This is a genomic window from Mucilaginibacter lacusdianchii (genome assembly GCF_009770985.1).
In the GTDB taxonomy this organism is placed as follows: domain Bacteria; phylum Bacteroidota; class Bacteroidia; order Sphingobacteriales; family Sphingobacteriaceae; genus Mucilaginibacter; species Mucilaginibacter lacusdianchii.
Genome location: NZ_WSRW01000002.1, coordinates 751,532 through 770,144 on the forward strand (window position 1 = coordinate 751,532; position 18,613 = coordinate 770,144).

General features: G+C 44.6%; 10 protein-coding genes. 9 read left to right on the forward strand and 1 reads right to left on the reverse strand.

The genetic code is table 11. The features are described from left to right. The first annotated feature begins 33 nt into the window (after positions 1 to 33). Both GPM24_RS10270 and pbpC read left to right on the forward strand, forming a co-directional pair. On the forward strand, positions 34 to 5,622 hold the full coding sequence (locus GPM24_RS10270) for an alpha-2-macroglobulin family protein (RefSeq protein WP_158826666.1): 5,589 nt from the start codon (positions 34 to 36) through the stop codon (positions 5,620 to 5,622). Between the two features lie 26 nt (positions 5,623 to 5,648). Then, entirely contained in the window at positions 5,649 to 8,027 is a 2,379-nt protein-coding gene (pbpC, locus tag GPM24_RS10275; protein ID WP_158826667.1) for a penicillin-binding protein 1C, read from the forward strand. A gap of 556 nt (positions 8,028 to 8,583) precedes the next feature. Here the strand turns inward: pbpC and GPM24_RS10280 are convergent. After that, on the reverse strand, positions 8,584 to 10,062 hold the full coding sequence (locus tag GPM24_RS10280) for a M28 family metallopeptidase (protein ID WP_158826668.1): 1,479 nt from the start codon (positions 10,060 to 10,062) through the stop codon (positions 8,584 to 8,586). A 175-nt stretch (positions 10,063 to 10,237) separates the two neighbouring features. Here GPM24_RS10280 and GPM24_RS10285 point away from each other — a divergent pair, with 175 nt between their 5' ends. The 7 genes from GPM24_RS10285 to rseP all read left to right on the forward strand — a co-directional run bounded on the left by GPM24_RS10285 (position 10,238) and on the right by rseP (position 18,464). Continuing rightward, positions 10,238 to 11,293 (forward strand): NAD-dependent epimerase, encoded by a 1,056-nt coding sequence (locus GPM24_RS10285; RefSeq protein WP_158826669.1) that lies wholly within the window; start codon positions 10,238 to 10,240, stop codon positions 11,291 to 11,293. Between the two features lie 122 nt (positions 11,294 to 11,415). Beyond that, on the forward strand, positions 11,416 to 12,366 hold the full coding sequence (locus tag GPM24_RS10290) for a glycosyltransferase family 2 protein (protein ID WP_158826670.1): 951 nt from the start codon (positions 11,416 to 11,418) through the stop codon (positions 12,364 to 12,366). 219 nt (positions 12,367 to 12,585) lie between these two features. Beyond that, entirely contained in the window at positions 12,586 to 13,554 is a 969-nt protein-coding gene (locus GPM24_RS10295) for a glycosyltransferase family 2 protein (RefSeq protein WP_158826671.1), read from the forward strand. A gap of 6 nt (positions 13,555 to 13,560) precedes the next feature. Beyond that, complete coding sequence (locus GPM24_RS10300; protein WP_158826672.1) at positions 13,561 to 14,337, forward strand: glycerophosphoryl diester phosphodiesterase membrane domain-containing protein; 777 nt, start codon at positions 13,561 to 13,563, stop codon at positions 14,335 to 14,337. A gap of 2 nt (positions 14,338 to 14,339) precedes the next feature. Further along, positions 14,340 to 15,845 (forward strand): GH3 auxin-responsive promoter family protein, encoded by a 1,506-nt coding sequence (locus tag GPM24_RS10305; protein ID WP_158826673.1) that lies wholly within the window; start codon positions 14,340 to 14,342, stop codon positions 15,843 to 15,845. Between the two features lie 73 nt (positions 15,846 to 15,918). Beyond that, positions 15,919 to 17,118, forward strand: a complete 1,200-nt coding sequence (locus GPM24_RS10310; protein WP_158826674.1) for a 1-deoxy-D-xylulose-5-phosphate reductoisomerase — start codon at positions 15,919 to 15,921, stop codon at positions 17,116 to 17,118. A gap of 14 nt (positions 17,119 to 17,132) precedes the next feature. Then, entirely contained in the window at positions 17,133 to 18,464 is a 1,332-nt protein-coding gene (gene rseP / locus GPM24_RS10315; RefSeq protein ID WP_158826675.1) for an RIP metalloprotease RseP, read from the forward strand. The last annotated feature ends 149 nt before the right edge of the window (positions 18,465 to 18,613 follow it).

The window sequence follows — 18,613 nt, forward strand, 5'->3', positions numbered from 1 at the left end:
ATTTAACTTTCGCCATATTTATTACTCATCAATATGAGCCCTACCTTTTCCTTGTCGCCGCTTGCCAAACGTGCAGCGGTTATTGCTTTGGCTATCCTTGCTATAGCATTTAGCCTTTTTTTAATTTTTAGGAACAAACACAAAAACACGGTAAATCCAGAATTCAGTAAGTACATCGAATCTTACACAGCCGGTATTATTTCACGGCATAGTAGCATTCGTATAAAACTGGCCAATCAGGTACAAACCAGTCATGCTAAAAACGAACCGGTGAAAGATGGGTTGTTCGATTTCTCGCCGTCGATAAAAGGCAAAGCTTATTGGGTAGATGCCCAAACCATCGAGTTTAAGCCCGACCAGGAACTAGAGCCCGAAAAAGCATATGACGTAGATTTTGATTTGGACGAGATTACCGACGTACCAAGCGATTTTGAACATTTCAAATTCAGCTTTGAAACCCTACGTCCCGATTTTATAGTAACCTATAACGGTTTACAATCTGCCACGAATACATCTTTAGACAAGATGAAGTTTACAGGCGTCATTCAAACGGCAGACGGCGAAGATGAAGCAAAAATTGAAAAGCTGATTTCGGTGAAATACCCGTCAGCCACCCCTATCACCTGGCAGCACAATGATCTGACACGCACACACGAGTTCACCATCAACAATATAAAACGCCCCAATGGTGCAGGCGCTACTCTGCAAGTTGCATATGATGGCAAGCCGCTGAATATTTCAGATAAAATTAACAGCACCGATATAGAAATCCCAGCCGTTGGCGATTTTAAGGTGCTGGGTATACGCGCCGTGCAAGACCAGGAACAGTACGTGTTGGTGCAGTTATCCAACCCCATTATGGTGGGTCAGGAGTTAAACGGATTAACCGGTATCAGCAACCAGGCTGATCCTGCCTATACTATCGACGGTAGCACCATTAAAGTTTATGCGCCCGAGCGTTTGGAAGGTAACTACACGGCCTTTGTAAATGAAGGTATAGAAGATATTACGCATAAAAAGATTACCAAGGCTTTTACTGGCAACGTATTTTTTGAAAACAGGCAACCATCGGTTGAAATTCCGGGCAAAGGTGTTATTCTGCCAGACTCCGGCAGACTCATGATGCCGTTTGAGGCCGTGAACTTGAAAGCAGTTGACGTAAGCATTATAAAAATTTACGAAAACAATGTACCGCAATACTTTCAAAGTAACGGTTTTGAAGGTGCACAGGAACTACGGCAGGTAGGCAAACCGGTTATCGAAAAAACCATCCGCTTGGATGCTGACCAAGGTTTAAATCTGAACAAGAAAAACCGCTTCATGTTGGATATTGACCACCTGATGCGTACCGAACCAGGTGCTATATACCGGGTAATTATAGGTTTCCGTAAAGAATACTCGGTATACAATTGTAATGCAGGCAAAGCAGCCAGCCAGGCAAATGAAGATGATGAAGGAGACGGCGATTACTCGAGCAGCGGCGGCGGCGATGTGCATGATGAAGACGACGATTTTTGGCAGCGTTATGATAACTATTACCCCGAAGGTTATAATTGGGATGAGCGTAATGACCCTTGCAGCCAATCGTACTACAACAAGCAGCGTTGGGCCACACGGAATATCATTGCCTCAAACATTGGGCTTATAGCAAAGCGTGGTACCGATAACAGCATGCTGATAGCTGTTACCAATATTTTGGATGCTCAGCCGATGCCTAATGTAACGCTGGAGTTTTTGGATTATCAAAAACAAGTGATTTTTAAAACCACATCCGACGGCGATGGCTTGGCTAAGTTTGACCTGAAACGCAAGCCTTATTTATTGGTGGCCAAAAATGGCGATGAACGCGGCTACCTGAAGTTGGACGATGGCAGCAGCTTGCCTCTTTCGCGTTTTAATGTAGGCGGAGAACAAGTGCAGCAGGGTTTAAAAGGCTTCTTATACGGCGAACGCGGCGTATGGCGCCCCGGCGATTCCATATTTGTATCCTTTATTCTGGAAGATAAACAGAAAACCTTACCGCCAGATCATCCGGTGGAATTTGAGCTGTACAACCCGCTAGGGCAGTTGTACAAACGCATAACCAGAACAAGCTCTGTTGATGGCTTTTACAGTTTCCATACCGCTACGGCAACTTCCTCCCCTACCGGCAACTGGACCGCCAAGGTCAAAGTGGGTGGCGCCTTGTTCGAAAAGAACATCAAGGTAGAAACCATCATGCCTAACCGCCTCAAGCTCGATCTGTCTTTCGGTGGGCAGCAGCAGTTGGTTAAAGGCAGCAGTACGCAGGGTAACTTAAATGCCCGCTGGCTATTCGGCGGCATTGCCCAAAACCTGAAAGCTAAAGTAGATGCATTTGTATCGGCACAAAAAACTGCCTTTAAACATTTTGAGGATTACGAGTTTGACGATCCGACACTTGCCTTCAGTACCGAAACGCAAACGGTTTTTGACGGCAAGTTGGATGAAAATGGCAACGCGCCGGTTAACGCCGACATTAACATTGAAAAACAGGCTCCCGGCCAGCTGCGGGCCAATTTTGTGGTAAAAGTATTTGAACCCGGCGGTAACTTTAGCATACAGCAGGTTACGCTGCCTTACAACTTATACAACGGGTATGTAGGCATCAAAACGCCAAAAGGCAGTGCTGTAAATGATATGCTGACAACGGGTACCAACCACGTAATTGACATTGCCGATGTAAACGCTCAAGGCCAATTATTAGGTGGCGTGCGTGATGTGCAAGTTGAATTATACAAACTGCAATGGCGCTGGTGGTGGGACGAAACCGGTGATGAGCTTAGTAATTTCACCCAAGACCAGTATAATAAACTGGTTAAAACAGAAAGCGTAAGGCTAACCAACGGCCGCGGCAAATGGAACCTGAATGTAGATTCGGACGCATGGGGCCGCTACCTTATCCGCGTTAAAGACGCACAAACAGGGCACTCAACCGGTAAAACCGTTTATTTAGACTGGCCCAACTGGTCGGAACGCTTGCAGCAAAGCAACCCAACCGAGGCCGCCATGCTGTCGTTCACATCCGATAAAAGCAAGTACAACGTAGGTGAAGAAGCGACCCTTACTATCCCTACAGGCGCCAACGGTCGGGCGCTTATCAGTATTGAAAACGGTAGCCGTGTTATTAAAACCGACTGGATCAATACCGAAAAAGGCCAAACCCGTTATCGTTTTAAAATAGAAGAAGGCATGGCGCCTAATATTTTTGCAAATGTCACCTTATTACAACGCCATTCGCAAACTGTTAATGACTTGCCCATACGTATGTACGGTGCCATACCTATTGATGTAGAAGACCCGGCCACTATACTAAAACCGGTTATCACTATGCCGGACAAAATCAGACCCGAAAGCCAGTCAGCCATTACCGTTTCTGAAGCATCGGGCAAGGAAATGACTTATACCGTTGCTTTGGTTGACGAAGGCCTGCTTGATCTGACCAACTTCAAAACGCCCAACCCACATGCTGCCTTTTATGCCAAAGAAGCCTTGGGTGTAAAAACATGGGATTTGTTCGACTATGTAATCGGCGCCTACGGTGGCGGCTTGGAACGCATCCTAAGCATTGGCGGCGATGGTACGGCCAGTAATAACAAAAACGTATCGGTAAACCGCTTTAAACCGGTAGTGAAGTTTTTAGGTCCTTTCCATTTAGGTAAAGGCGACAAGCAAACCCACCAGTTTAAATTGCCGCAATACATTGGCTCGGTGCGGGCTATGGTGATTGCCGGCCATGCCGGCGGTTATGGCTTTGCCGAAAAGGCAGTAGCCGTTAAAAAACCTTTAATGATACTGGCAACCCTGCCGCGCGTACTGGGCCCGTCCGAAAAGGTGCAGTTGCCGGTTACGGTATTTGCTATGGAGAATAACATTAAAAACGTAACCGTGCGCGTACAATCCAACGCCTTCAGCAATCCGGGCAGCAGTTACCAAAAAACGGTAGCATTTGCCAAACCGGGCGACCAACTGGTGACGTTTGATCTGGATGTTAAAGAATTCGTCGGCATAGGCAAAGTAAGGGTAATTGCGCAAAGCGGTAGTGAAACAGCAGCTTATGATGTTACCCTGAATGTACGCAACCCTAACCCGCCAGTTACCCGCATCATTGAAAAAGAATTGAAACCCGGCGAAACATGGAGCGCTGCCTATACCGCTATCGGCATGAATGGCACAAACAAGGCTACGCTCGAAGTATCGGCCATACCGGCGCTCAATCTGTCAAAGCGGTTAAGCTACCTGGTACAATACCCGCATGGTTGTGTGGAGCAAACCACATCATCGGCTTTCCCGCAGTTGTATCTAAGCCAATTAATGGATTTATCGCCTCAGCAAAAATCCGAAGTTGACCGGAATATTAAGTCAACCATAAACCGTTTGAATGGCTTTCAGGTGCCTAACGGCGGTCTGAGCTACTGGCCTGGCGACGGTGAGGCCGATGAGTGGGGAACCAATTATGCCGGCCACTTTATGCTGGCTGCACAGGCAAAAGGCTATAATTTACCGGTAGGTTTTGTAGAGCAATGGAAGAAATATCAGAAACAAAAGGCACTCACCTGGGCACCCGATTCGCATAGCTTTTATGGTGCCGACCTGATACAGGCCTATCGGCTTTACCTCCTGGCCTTAGCACGGACACCCGAATTAGGTGCGATGAACCGCCTGAAAGAATTTAAATACCTGAGTGTAGAAGCCCGCTGGCGCTTGGCTGCAGCCTACAAGCTGGCTGGCCAGCCCGAAGTGGGTAACCGAATGGTAGCAGGTTTACCTACCACCATCAAACCATACAAGCAGTTGATGTATACTTATGGATCAGACCTGCGGGATGAAGCCATGATACTGGAAACGCTCACCCTTTTAGGCCAACGGCAAAAAGCGGCGAACATGGTCCGGTTAGTAGCAGCGCGGTTATCGCAGGATAGCTGGTACAGTACACAGACTACCGCCTACTCGCTGCTTGCCATCGCTCAGTATTGCGGCGAGAACAAGGCGGGCAGCAAATTGCAATTTAATTTGAATGGCAAAACCGCTATTAATTCGGGCTCATACCTGTGGCAATCGGCCATGGCGGGCAACGGCGGCAAAGCTATATTGCGTAACCAGGGTAAAAACGTATTATATATCCGCTTAATTCAGCAAGGGCAGCCTGCAGCCGGACAGGATACGGCATCAAGAATTAATCCTGATGTATTGCAGATGGAAGTTAAGTATTACACTTTAGGCGGCAAGCCAATTGACCCGTCTACACTGAAACAGGGAACGGATTTTGTGGCACAGGTAACACTTAAAAACCCCGGTCAGCGCGGCAGGTATGATAACATGGCGCTTACACAAATATTCCCGTCGGGATGGGAGATATTGAACACCCGTATGCTGAATAATGACGAAGTGTTTAAATCTTCACCGTCTGATTACCGCGACATTCGTGACGACAGGGTGAATACTTATTTTAGTATTACGGAACACCAGCAAGCCACGTATTATGTGATGTTAAATGCAGCCTATACTGGGCGCTACTACTTACCGGCAACTTATTGTGAGGCGATGTATGATGCATCTATCAATGCGCTGCAAAAAGGCCAGTGGGTTGAAGTAGTGAAGTGATTTGGAAAGTGTAAGTAGTTCGTAATTTGAGACATTTATTCCGAAAACCTAAAATATTAATCTCGGCAGGCCTGCTACTAGCGGGCCTGCTGGCTTTTTGGTTTTGCCTGCCTAAACCGTTGTTTAACAGGCCGACATCATACGTAATTGACGATGATCAAGGCCAACTGCTGGGCGCAGCCATTGCTGCTGATGGTCAGTGGCGTTTTCCATATGATGAAACAGTGCCCGAAAAGTTCAAACAGTGTATTATTGCCTTTGAAGACAAGCGTTTTGAATACCACTGGGGTATCGACCCGCTAGCGTTTGGCAGGGCTGTTCGGCAAAACCTAAAAAAGGGGCACGTTACCAGTGGTGGCAGTACCCTTACCATGCAGGTAATACGGATGGCTACTCGTCACAACCGCAATATTTGGAACAAACTGCTGGAAATGATCATGGCCTTGCGGCTTGAACTAACTTACAGCAAGTCCGAAATATTGGCTTTATATACCAGCAACGCACCGTTTGGCGGCAATGTGATTGGTTTAAATGCGGCATCATGGCGGTACTACGGGCGCAGTCCAGCCCAACTGTCCTGGGGCGAAATGGCGGCCATGGCCGTATTGCCTAACTCGCCAGCTTTGGTGCATCCTGGTAAGAATCGAACCACTCTATTAAGGAAGCGCAACCAGTTGCTGGATAAACTCTGCCTGCAAAAAGTGATTGACCAAAGTACGGCTAACTTGGCCAAATTGGAACCAATGCCCGATAAGCCCTTACCCCTTCCCCAACTGGCACCTCACCTTCTGGAACGGTTCAAGGCCGAGCATCAAGGCAAGGGCCAGACAGGCTTACGTCTTAAAACCACTTTAAAAGCTGAGCTACAGCAGCAAGTAAGTGATATTCTGGAAAGGCATCATCGCATCCTGAGAGCTAATCAAGTTAACAACATCGCCGCTGTAGTACTGGATGTAGAAACCGGGGCTGCATTGGCTTACGCCGGAAACATATATCATCCGGAGCAAGCCCAGTTGGAAAGTCATGTAGATGTGGTAAATGCGCCACGCAGTCCGGGTAGTACATTAAAGCCATTATTGTATGCTTCTATGCTGCATGATGGATTCATTTTGCCTAACAGCCTTATAGCTGATATTCCGACCCAAATTGCAGGCTATCACCCTGAAAATTATGATTTAGGTTATGACGGTGCTGTACCCGCCTCGCGGGCGTTGGCCCGTTCCCTTAATGTACCTGCGGTTAAGATGCTGCAAAAGTATAAGTACGAACGTTTTTATGATGTACTTAAAAAAGCAGGCATCACCACATTAAATCAACCAGCCGATCATTACGGCTTGTCGCTTATTTTGGGTGGGAGCGAAAACACGCTCTGGGAACTTACAGGTGCTTACGCCAGTATGGCAAGAGTGCTTAATCATTACAACCAACGTAACGGGTTTTATACTGCTTCAGATTATCACGCACCAGTTTACCAACCAGTAGCAAATCAAAAATATCAATCAGAAAAGTTTGGCTTGCTGGATGCCGGCTCCATTTACTATACTCTGCAAGCCATGCAAGAAGTAATGCGCCCCGGCGAAGAGATGCTTTGGCAGCAATTTGGGTCAACCCAACGCGTGGCTTGGAAAACCGGTACCAGTTTTGGCTTTAGGGATGGTTGGGCCATTGGCATTACCCCCAAATATGTAGTAGGCGTTTGGGTAGGCAACACTACCGGCGAGGGGCGACCGGATTTAACGGGCATTAATACAGCTGCCCCTGCCATGTTCGAAATTTTCCGGCTGCTGCCTGTTACCCGCGAATGGTTTGCGGAACCTGCCAAGGCACTGGTAAAAATTAAAGTATGCCGCGAAAGCGGCTATCGCGCCGGCGAGTATTGTGAACATCCTGACGATACCTGGGTACCGGCACCCGGACTCAAATCACCGGTTTGCCCCTATCACCAGCTGGTTCACCTGGATGCAAGTCGCCGCTGGCAGGTAAGTGCCGATTGCGAATCGGCCGACCGTATTGTGAATCAAAAATGGTTTGTGCTGCCGCCGTCTATAGAGTACTATTATAAAACTAAAAATTACCAATACCATACCCTCCCCCCTTTTCGCAGTGACTGTGCCGTTGCCGACAAGGCCCAGCCTATGGAACTTATTTATCCCAAAAGTGAAGCTAAGGTATACATACCGATCGAAGCCGACGGTACCCGTGGCAAAATGATTTGCAACGCGGCCCATTCACAGCCGGGCGCCAAAATTTTCTGGCATCTTGACGATCAGTATGTTGGCGAAACACATGATTTTCATCAGTTAGCTATCAGCCCGCCTGCTGGTGAGCATGTGTTGACGCTGGTTGATAGTGAAGGGAATACGGTTAGGGTGAGGTTTAGGGTTTTGAATAAAGAGAATAAGTAGAACAATACTCACGTAATTGCGAGACTAGTTGGCGTGATGGCCCTCGAAGCAATCTTGGAGTTTCTATGTTAGAGTTTGTGCTGTTAGTTTAACTTCCTTTCGTAGCAATTTACTTACTTCGTCTGCTCATTGCCGCAGGGGCTAGATACTTTTGTCATAGCCACAAAAGTATCCAAAAAGGCCTAGCTCTCGCGATCCCTACCCAACACCGCAGGCAGCCGCTGGCCCGGGCGCGATAGCGGGCCTCTGCGCTGCTCTTTGCTTTTTCATTCAACATAAAGCACTGTCAGAACTAGCTAAACAAAAAAGAATCGGCATTCAGCTTCTTTCGGTAACTACTGACTTAAGTTTATGTACTACCTAAGGTAGAAAGAAGGTGCGGCCGAGAGCTTTTTCTTTGGTTACTTTCTTTTTTGCGGTAAAAAAGAAAGTAACTTCCACAGGCTGTGGTTGAAACACATCCTTATCCTAACAAGGCACAACAATAACAAAAAGTACTACCCCAAATAAAAATAAACGCCAATAAAAAAGCCCTCTTAAAAGAAGGCTTAAACAATTACTTTTTATCTAAAGCAGGCCTACTCGCCGTTTGTGACACTGACCATCCCGTAGCATACATCCATTTAGACATTTTAGCCAGCTTCGTAATATCTATACGACTGGGTTCATCTTTAGGTGTATGATAATCAGCATGTAGCAACGTGGTAAAAAAAATGGCTGGAATACCTACTTGCGCATATGGCAGGTGATCACTGCGGCGGTACCAGCCTTCGGGATGACGGGCATCATCCCACGAAAAATCCACCTTAAAATGTGTCAACTGATCATTGGCCTTCATGGCCATGTTTACCAGGTCGGTTGAGTTCTTGTTAGACGTAGTGCCCAGTAAGGCGGCCGAATCTGGCGCATTGCGGCCTATCATGTCGCCATTCAGTACGGCTACTATTGATTCTCTAGGCACGGTTGGATGCACGGCATACCAGCGCGATCCCAGTAAGCCCCGCTCTTCGGCACCATGCCATACAAATAAGGCCGAGCGTTTGCCGGGTTTGGCCGTCCAGGCTCGGGCTATGGCCAGCATGCCTACTGTTACCGAAGCGTTATCATCAGCACCGTTCCAGATAGAATCCTGCCCTACCGGATTACCCTCACCGTCATGGTCGTGATGGCCGCTGAATAGTACATATTCGCTTCTTAGTTTGGCATCCGTACCATCGGCTTTAGCAACAACATTTACCGATGGATATAGATATACCTGCGATTGCAGGTCGGCTTTAGCAGTAACACCAGCTTGCTGCAAGGCGCTCGCCAAATTTGATTTCACCATCAAAACCGGCACTGTTTGTTGTGGCACGCGCGTAGCTGCTGAAGCAGTATTTAAACCCTCATTTTGATATAACCCATCCTTAAAGTTATTACCTACAAAAGCAATAGCCTTTTCCACTTCATCATCGGCCACTAAAATAATGGCAGCTGCGCCATGCCGACGCAGAACCATGCCCTGCTGACGGATGGCTAATGCCGTATAACGATAACCCCACAAACTCATACCCGGAGCAGGCAGCGGGTTAGGTGCTACAATTTTCATTGCTACTACTTTACCCTGTAAATCTTTAGTAGTATCGGCCATAGAATGAAGCCAAACCACCGGAGCATCTACGCGACTGTTCACCGGCTGGGCTACCCAGAAATCTTTCCAGAGGGTTAAGTTCTGCCCGTTGAGCTGCAAGGTACTGCGATTAGTTGTTTGGGTACGGCGAATGTTGAAGAACTGAAAGTAAGTACCATCATCCCCCGCGGGTTTTAAACCAGCTTCTTGTGCTTTTTGAGAGGTCCATACTGCGGCGCGCAGTTCATCGGGCGTACCGGCACGGCGTCCACGAAAGGCATCACCAGCCAGTTCAAAAATATCTTTCTTTAAATCGGCTTCCTTAATAGCCGACAACGCAGGCGGCAACGTTGACGACGTTTTTGCCTGTCCATATGATTGTTGCAGCGCTAGTGCAAAACTTAAAATAGTAAAAATCCTTTTCATGCGGTAAACTTATTGATATCTCTAAAATAGCATTTTCACAGTTATATGCCATTCTTTCACAGTTTCTAACAACATTGTTATACAAAATTGGCTGGTGGCCCGTTAAGCATTTGATTTCATGAAATTAGTTTACCTTTGCGGCACACTGTTTTGAGGTAAGCAGCACACCGGATATATGAAGATATTAGTTACCGGAACCGCCGGTTTTATTGGTTTTTACGTGGCTCAGCGACTGGCCGAAATGCAGTATGATATTGTAGGTGTAGATAACATTAACAGCTACTATGACACTGCCCTAAAGCACGGCCGTTTAAAGGCTTCGGGTATTGACGTTGAGCAACTGCAAGACAACCAACCCATACGCAGCACCCAATATCCTAACTACTGCTTTATCAAGCTTGATATATCTGATCGTGCGCAGATGGAAAACCTGTTTAAAGCTTACCAGTTTGATGTGGTTTGCCATTTGGCTGCGCAGGCAGGTGTACGGTATTCTATCACCAACCCATATGATTATGCACTAAGCAATCTGTCGGGCTTTTTAAATATTTTGGAAGGCTGCCGTAATACTGGTACCATCAAGCATCTTGTATATGCCAGCAGCAGCAGTGTATACGGACTGAACAGTAATACGCCCTTTTCGGTACACGACAGCGCGGCGCATCCGGTAAGCCTATATGCCGCCAGCAAAAAAAGCAACGAGATGATGGCGCACAGCTACAGCCATTTATACAATATCCCCACTACAGGCTTGCGCTTTTTTACAGTTTATGGCCCTTGGGGCCGGCCCGATATGGCTTATTTTAAGTTTGCGGATGCCATTATACAAGGCAAACCCATTGATGTGTATAACAATGGTGAAATGAAGCGCGATTTTACTTATGTGGACGATATAGTAGAAGGCATTATCCGTGTGTTGGATAAACCGGCTACAGCAAACCCTAACTGGGACAGCGCCAACCCCGATCCGGCTACTTCCAGTGCACCTTATCGCATTTATAACATCGGCAACTCATCGCCGGTAAAACTGATGGATTTTATTGAAGCATTAGAAAATGCTATTGGTAAAAAAGCGGTTAAAAATATGCTGCCTATGCAGGCTGGCGACGTATTATCAACCGATGCCGACATGACCGACCTGGAACAGAATTTTCATTACCAACCTCAAACCGATGTGCAATCCGGTATTAATCGTTTTGTAGAATGGTTCAGAGAATTTTATAGTGTTTAGGGTCCCCATATCTTTATTTTATCCCGGTTCTTGATTCTTGACGTTCGTCGCTGAATTCAAACCAACATTTTTTATATTTTTGTCCACTTCAATTAAAGCCTTTTTGGCTTGATGCTTAGTAGATGGATATTTCAGTTGTAATACCTTTATTTAATGAAGTGGAATCACTGCCCGAGCTTACCTCCTGGATTGGCCGGGTAATGGACGAGCACCGCTTCAGTTATGAAATTATCCTGGTGGATGATGGCAGTTATGATGGTTCGTGGGAAGTAGTGTGCCAGCTGCACCAGCAAAACAAAGCCATTCGTGGTATTAAATTCAGACGTAATTACGGCAAATCAGCCGCGCTGAATACCGGTTTTGAGGCCGCACAAGGCAATGTGGTAATTACCATGGATGCTGATTTACAGGATAGCCCTGATGAAATACCTGAGCTATATCGCCGCATTATTGAAGAAAAGTTTGATTTAATATCGGGATGGAAAGCCAAACGGTACGATCCGCTCAGCAAAACTATTCCTACCAAGTTATTTAATGCCGCCACACGCAAAATGTCGGGCATTGATAATCTGCATGATTTTAACTGTGGATTGAAAGCTTATCGTAAAGCGGTGGTGAAAAACATAGAGGTTTACGGCGAAATGCACCGTTACATACCTGTACTGGCTAAGTGGGCTGGCTTTACCAAAATAGGCGAACAGGTGGTTGAACACCGTGCCCGTAAATACGGCAAAACCAAGTTTGGCATGAGCCGCTTCATCAACGGCTTTCTGGACCTACTATCTATCTTTTTTGTAGGTAAGTTTGGCAAACGCCCGATGCACTTCTTTGGCTCGATGGGAGTGCTGAGCTTTTTTGTAGGCTTGGTGATGGCCGCCTGGATTATTATTGAAAAGTTGAACCATATTGCCCGTAATGAGCCTTACCGGGATGCGACCGACAATCCGCTATTTTATATCGCGCTGGTAGCTATCATACTTGGCTCGCAGCTTTTCCTGACCGGCTTTGTAGCCGAACTGGTGGCCCGCAGCTCAAGCGACCGCAACAAGTATCAGGTGGAAGAGACGGTGTAGTTTCATCTTGTAATATCTCGCCAGCCGAGTAAATATGTATTGTTCAATCATTAAATAAACAAAAAACGCCGAGCAATTAGCTTAACCGGCGTTTTTATTGCCAGTTACCTAAAAATCTGTACACGGTAAGCAACACGTTTTCAACAATTACCAATTTCAGTGTTGCACATCAATTAATCATCTGCATATTTGCACGTTCGAACAACGGCGTACTGATACATGTTTTTTTCTATCATCATACCCTTATACAACCGCCCGCAGGAGATTAAAGAACTGCTGGAAAGCCTTACGCATCAAACTTACAAGCAGTTTGAAGTGCTGGTAATAGAAGACGGTTCGGTAAATGATGCGAAAGATATTGTAACCGGCTTTATGCATCAGCTGGATTTGCACTATTATGTAAAAACCAACGAAGGTCAGGGCTTTACCCGTAATTTTGGTTTTGAGCGTGCCAAAGGCGATTACTTTATCATTTTCGATTCGGACATTTTAGTACCCGAGAATTACCTGGAAGTTGTCAATCACCGCCTTACTACCGATTATTTGGACGCCTATGGCGGTCCGGATGATGCGCACCCTTCCTTCACTCCCATGCAAAAGGCTATCAGTTATTCCATGACGTCGCCTTTTACTACCGGGGGCATCAGAGGTAATAAAAAAGGCATCGGGCAGTTTCACCCACGCAGTTTTAATATGGGAGTATCGCGCCAAGTATGGCAAAAGGTGGGCGGGTTTATCATTACCCGCTTGGGCGAAGATATTGAGTACAGCATCCGCATCCACACGGCCGATTTCAAGATTGGTTTGATACCCGAAGCCAAGGTTTATCATAAGCGCCGCACCAGTTACCAACAGTTTTACAAGCAGCTACACTTTTTTGGCCGATCGCGTATTAACATTTACAAGTTTTTTCCGTCCGAGTTAAAAGCCGTGCACTTTTTTCCGGCGGTGTTTACGTTGGGATTACTTTTTACTGTCATAGCCAATCTGCTCAGATGGCGTATAGCTGTGCTAGGCAACCTGATATTAATCATATTTACCGTGTTGATATTTTTTCATTCGTGGTATAAAAACAAATCGTTAAAAGTTGCATTTTTGAGCATAGGCGCAGCCTTTATTCAACTAACCGCTTACGGTTTAGGATTTATGCAGGATTATTGGAAACGCGTTGTACTCAAAAAATCGTAATCACCTATGTATCACCCATTCTCCATTGCCGAAACTATTAAGACAGCATGGAAAGTTATAAAGAAAAATTACATTATATTAATCGTTTTCACGATGGTAACTTTCTTGGGCGAAATTGCAAAAGATGCTTTGTCCACTTATTTTGAACAATATTCTGTTACAATTCAAATTTTAGGTGCTCAAATAATTTCTATAATAGCAACATACCTTACTCTTTCTTATTATAAGCTTCTTTTAACCTTAATTGATAGAGAATACTATGAATTCGAATTTAAAGACATTCTTCCTTCATTTAAAATGGTTTGTTATGCTGTACTAATTGTCATAGTATTCCGCATACTTTACCAAACTTTGTTATTTATTGATTTTCGCCTGATTAATAATGTATACTTACTATACCTATTAATGTTTTTACAGGGTATTACTATAGTATACTTTTTGATCAGATTAATTTTTTGTTTATGCTTTATAGTCGATGATGATTCGGGACCTATAGAATCGTTGAAACAAAGTTTTGCGATTACGAAGAATAACTTCTTCAAATTATTAGGAATGGTGTTAATTGTGTTTGTATTTGTTGCGTTAATTTTATTATTGATTAATGGGTTTATTACGCTTTTCGTTGATCAAATTAATGGCTTAGAAGCATATTTAATTGAGTTTGGAGCTATATGCTGGTTTGCAATAACATTTCCTACTGTACAAGTAACGATTATCACTACATATCGTAAATTAGTTTATAGCGCTAAAGATGTAGAAGATGACGTTTCCGAAGCCTTGTAACTATGGGTATTAAAGCCATTTTAAGTAAGGCCTTTGCTGCCTGGATCAATCGCGATTTAAACCGCATTCGTACCAATGCAGTGGCCTTGCAACAAAAAACTCTTTTACAACTGGTGCAGCAAGCCGCAAACACCTCGTTTGGACAGGATCACGGCTTTGCTAGTATCAGAACCTACGATGATTTTAAAAGGCAGGTTCCCATACGCGACTATGAAGACCTCCGCCCATATATTGATCGCGTAACCCACGGCGAAGCGGATGTATTATGGCCCGGCAAACCAGCTTATTTGGCCAAAACATCGGGCACTACTTCGGGCGTTAAATACATTCCTATCAGCAAGCAAAGTATGCCTGAACACATTAAAGCTGCACGTAACGCTTTGCTGAGTTATATCCATGAAACTGGCAAATCAGACTTTGTGGATGGCCAGATGATTTTTTTGCAGGGCAGCCCAGTGCTTAGTGAAAAGGCAGGTGTACAAACCGGCCGGCTATCCGGTATTGTGGCACATCATGTACCAGCTTATCTGCAAAAAAACCGCTTACCCAGCTATGAAGTAAACTGTATTGAAGATTGGGAGCAAAAGGTAGACGCCATTGTTGAAGAAACATATAAGGCCGACATGCGCCTGATATCGGGCATACCGCCTTGGTGCCAGATGTATTTTGACCGACTTTCGGCTAAAGCAGGTGGCAAAAAAATTAAGGACATTTTTCCCAACTTTAAACTGTTTGTATACGGTGGCGTAAATTATGAACCATACCGTACCCGTATCGAAGAAAGCATAGGTTTTGGTATAGATACAATTGAAACCTACCCTGCATCCGAGGGCTTTATTGCTTTTCAGGATTCGCAACAAGATAAAGGCCTGCTGCTATTAGTAGACTCGGGCATATTTTACGAGTTTATACCTGCTGATGAGTTTTATAACGAGCAACCTACCCGCCTGAGTTTACAGGATGTAGAATTGAATAAAAACTATGCGCTCATTATGAATACCAATGCCGGTTTGTGGGGATACAATATTGGTGATACCGTAAAATTCACTTCGCTTAACCCCTACAAAATTGTAGTTACCGGTCGCATTAAACATTACATCTCAGCCTTTGGCGAACATGTAATTGGCGAAGAGGTGGAGCAGGCGTTGATGGGCGTAGCCCGTGATGAAGGTGTTGACATTGTAGAATTTACTGTAGCGCCACAAGTAAACCCACCAGCGGGCCAGTTACCTTTTCATGAGTGGTTTATTGAGTTTGGTAAAGCACCAAAAGATATGCAAAGCTTTAGCCGCAAGGTTGACGAAGCGTTGCAGAAAAAAAATATTTACTATTTTGACCTTATCAGCGGTAACATTTTGCAGCCTTTAATCGTCAGAAGTTTACAACCGGATAGTTTTATTAACTTTATGCGCTCGCAAGGTAAACTGGGCGGCCAAAACAAAGTTCCCCGGTTATCAAATGACCGTAAGATTGCCGAACAACTTGCAGCTTACATTAATTTATTATAAATTTAACATAAGTTGTAAATGTATAATCTGGTAGCCCATCGGTCTACGTATACATTATAACAACCCAATATAAATGCGTATTTTATCTGATTCTATAAAAAACATAGCTATACTGGGTTCTACCGGAAGCATCGGCACGCAAACATTAGAAGTGATTGCCGAGAACCCCGACCGCTTTAAAGCTTACGTACTTACCGCCCACCGCAATTCAGCTTTGTTGATCGAGCAGGCGCTTAAATTTAACCCTGCCTATGCTGTAATTTGCGACGAAAGCCAGTACGAACAGGTTAAGCAAGCGTTAGCTGGAACCAATATTCAAGTGCTTGCCGGTTATGAAGAAGTAAAGAATATCGTTACCCTTCCTGAAATTGATATTGTGTTAACCGCCATGGTAGGCTTTGCCGGGCTTGAACCAACCATCAATGCCATAAAAGCGGGTAAGCCCATTGCTTTAGCCAATAAAGAAACGCTGGTAGTAGCTGGTGAACTGGTTACCGTTTTAGCCCGCGAGCATGAAGTAAAGCTATTACCTGTAGATTCGGAACATTCGGCTATATTTCAGTGCCTGGCCGGAGAAGAACAGAATCCAATCGAGAAAATTATTTTAACAGCTTCAGGCGGCCCTTTCAGAGGTAAGGATACCAACTTTTTAGCAAACGTTACTCGGCAAGACGCGTTGAAACACCCCAACTGGGTAATGGGTGCAAAAATCACTATCGATTCCGCTTCTTTGATGAACAAGGGGTTGGAAGTGATAGAAGCCAAATGGCTGTTTGACCTAGAACTTGAGCAAATTGAAGTGATTGTACACCCGCAATCTATCATCCATTCCATGGTACAGTTTCAGGATGGATCAATAAAGGCGCAAATGGGATTGCCTGATATGAAGTTGCCTATACAATATGCTTTGGGATATCCAGAAAGGATAGCTAATCAATTTAAAAGATTTGATTTTACAGCCTACCCTACCCTAAGCTTTGAACAACCTGATTTAAAAACTTTTCATAATCTGGCTTTAGCCTACGAGGCGTTAAGGCAAGGTGGCAACATGCCATGCATTATCAATGCAGCTAATGAGATTGCCGTAGATGGCTTTTTGAACGACGGTATTAGCTTTTTGGGCATGAGCGAGGTGATTGAGCAGTGTATGCAGCAAATTACTTATGTAAAACACCCTACTTTAGCCGACTATTTGAATACTGACAAAGAAACACGCATCTTAGCACAAAATTTAATTACAAAAATGCCGTTAAAGGCATTAACCGTTTCATAGACGATACACACAGAATGGATATAGTGGTTATGGCAGGCCAGTTAATACTGGGCCTATCAATATTAGTAATTTTACACGAGTTTGGTCATTTTATTGCCGCTCGTGCGTTTGGCATTAAGGTCGAAAAATTCTACCTGTTTTTTGATGCCTGGAATGTAAGCCTTTTCAAATTCAATTATAAAGGGGTAGAATACGGCATTGGCTGGCTGCCGTTGGGTGGCTATGTTAAAATTGCCGGCATGATTGATGAATCAATGGACACCGACCAGATGGCTGGTCCGCCGCAACCTTGGGAGTTTCGCTCAAAACCGGCTTGGCAACGTTTAATTGTGATGCTGGGTGGTATTGTGGTTAACATTATCTTGGGCATCTTCATTTTCTGGATATTAACTATTAAATACGGCGAAAGCTATATCCCTAACGAGAACGTGAAGTACGGTATTGTACCGGGGGTTATTGGCCAAAAAATTGGATTAAATCCCGGCGATAAAATAACCGCTGTCAATAATCAAAAAGTAGAACGCTTTGAGGACTTGATCAGTTCAAAAGTACTGATGGGAAACAGTACCTTAACCGTACTGCGCGGAAACCAAACATTAAATGTAACCGTACCCAGCAATATTTTAAACGATGTATCTGACTTAGGTATTGAGGAATTTATTAACCGTACACCACGTATCAAATTTGCAGTGGGCGAAATTGCAAAAAACAGCAACGCGCAAAAAGCAGGTCTTAAAACCGGTGATAGCATTGTAGCTATTAACGGTAAGCCAACAGCATTTTTTGATGAGTTTCATGCTCAAGTTTTAAACAATAAAAATAAAACCATTCAGGTAGGCATTAAACGCGATAACCAGCCGCAGCAGCTTACTGCGCAGGTAACTCCACAAGGCCAGCTAGGCTTTAAACCGGATGTAGTGTTACCGCAGGAAAAAACTTTGAACTTTGGTTTTTTTGGTTCGTTGCCTGTTGGCGCTTCTCGTGCCTGGGGTACTTTTACTGATAATGCCAAAGGTTTAGGAAAGGTAGTTACCGGTCAGGTTAAAGCAAATAAGGCTTTATCCAGTCCAATTGGTATTGCCGTATTATTTGGCAGCCATTTCGATTGGCTGCGTTTCTGGAGCTTGGTTGGTTTATTGTCTATGGCGCTTGCACTCATGAACCTGTTGCCTATACCGGCACTAGATGGTGGCCATGCCTTATTCCTGATTATTGAAATGATTAAAGGCAAACCATTAAGTGATAAGTTTTTGGAGCGCGCACAAATTGTAGGCTTTGTTATACTGGTAACTTTAATGGTATTTGTATTTGGTAACGATATAGTAAAACACGTTATCAAAAAATAAGGCAGTTGGTGTAGTGATCTACTCCTCTCTCTAAACAAAGCAGCCCGGCAATCGCCGGGCTGCTTTGTTTCAACGTTATGAAATCAAAAAAAGCCTAATACTTTGTATTAGGCTTTTTAATTAACTAAACTATTCTAACTATTCTAAGT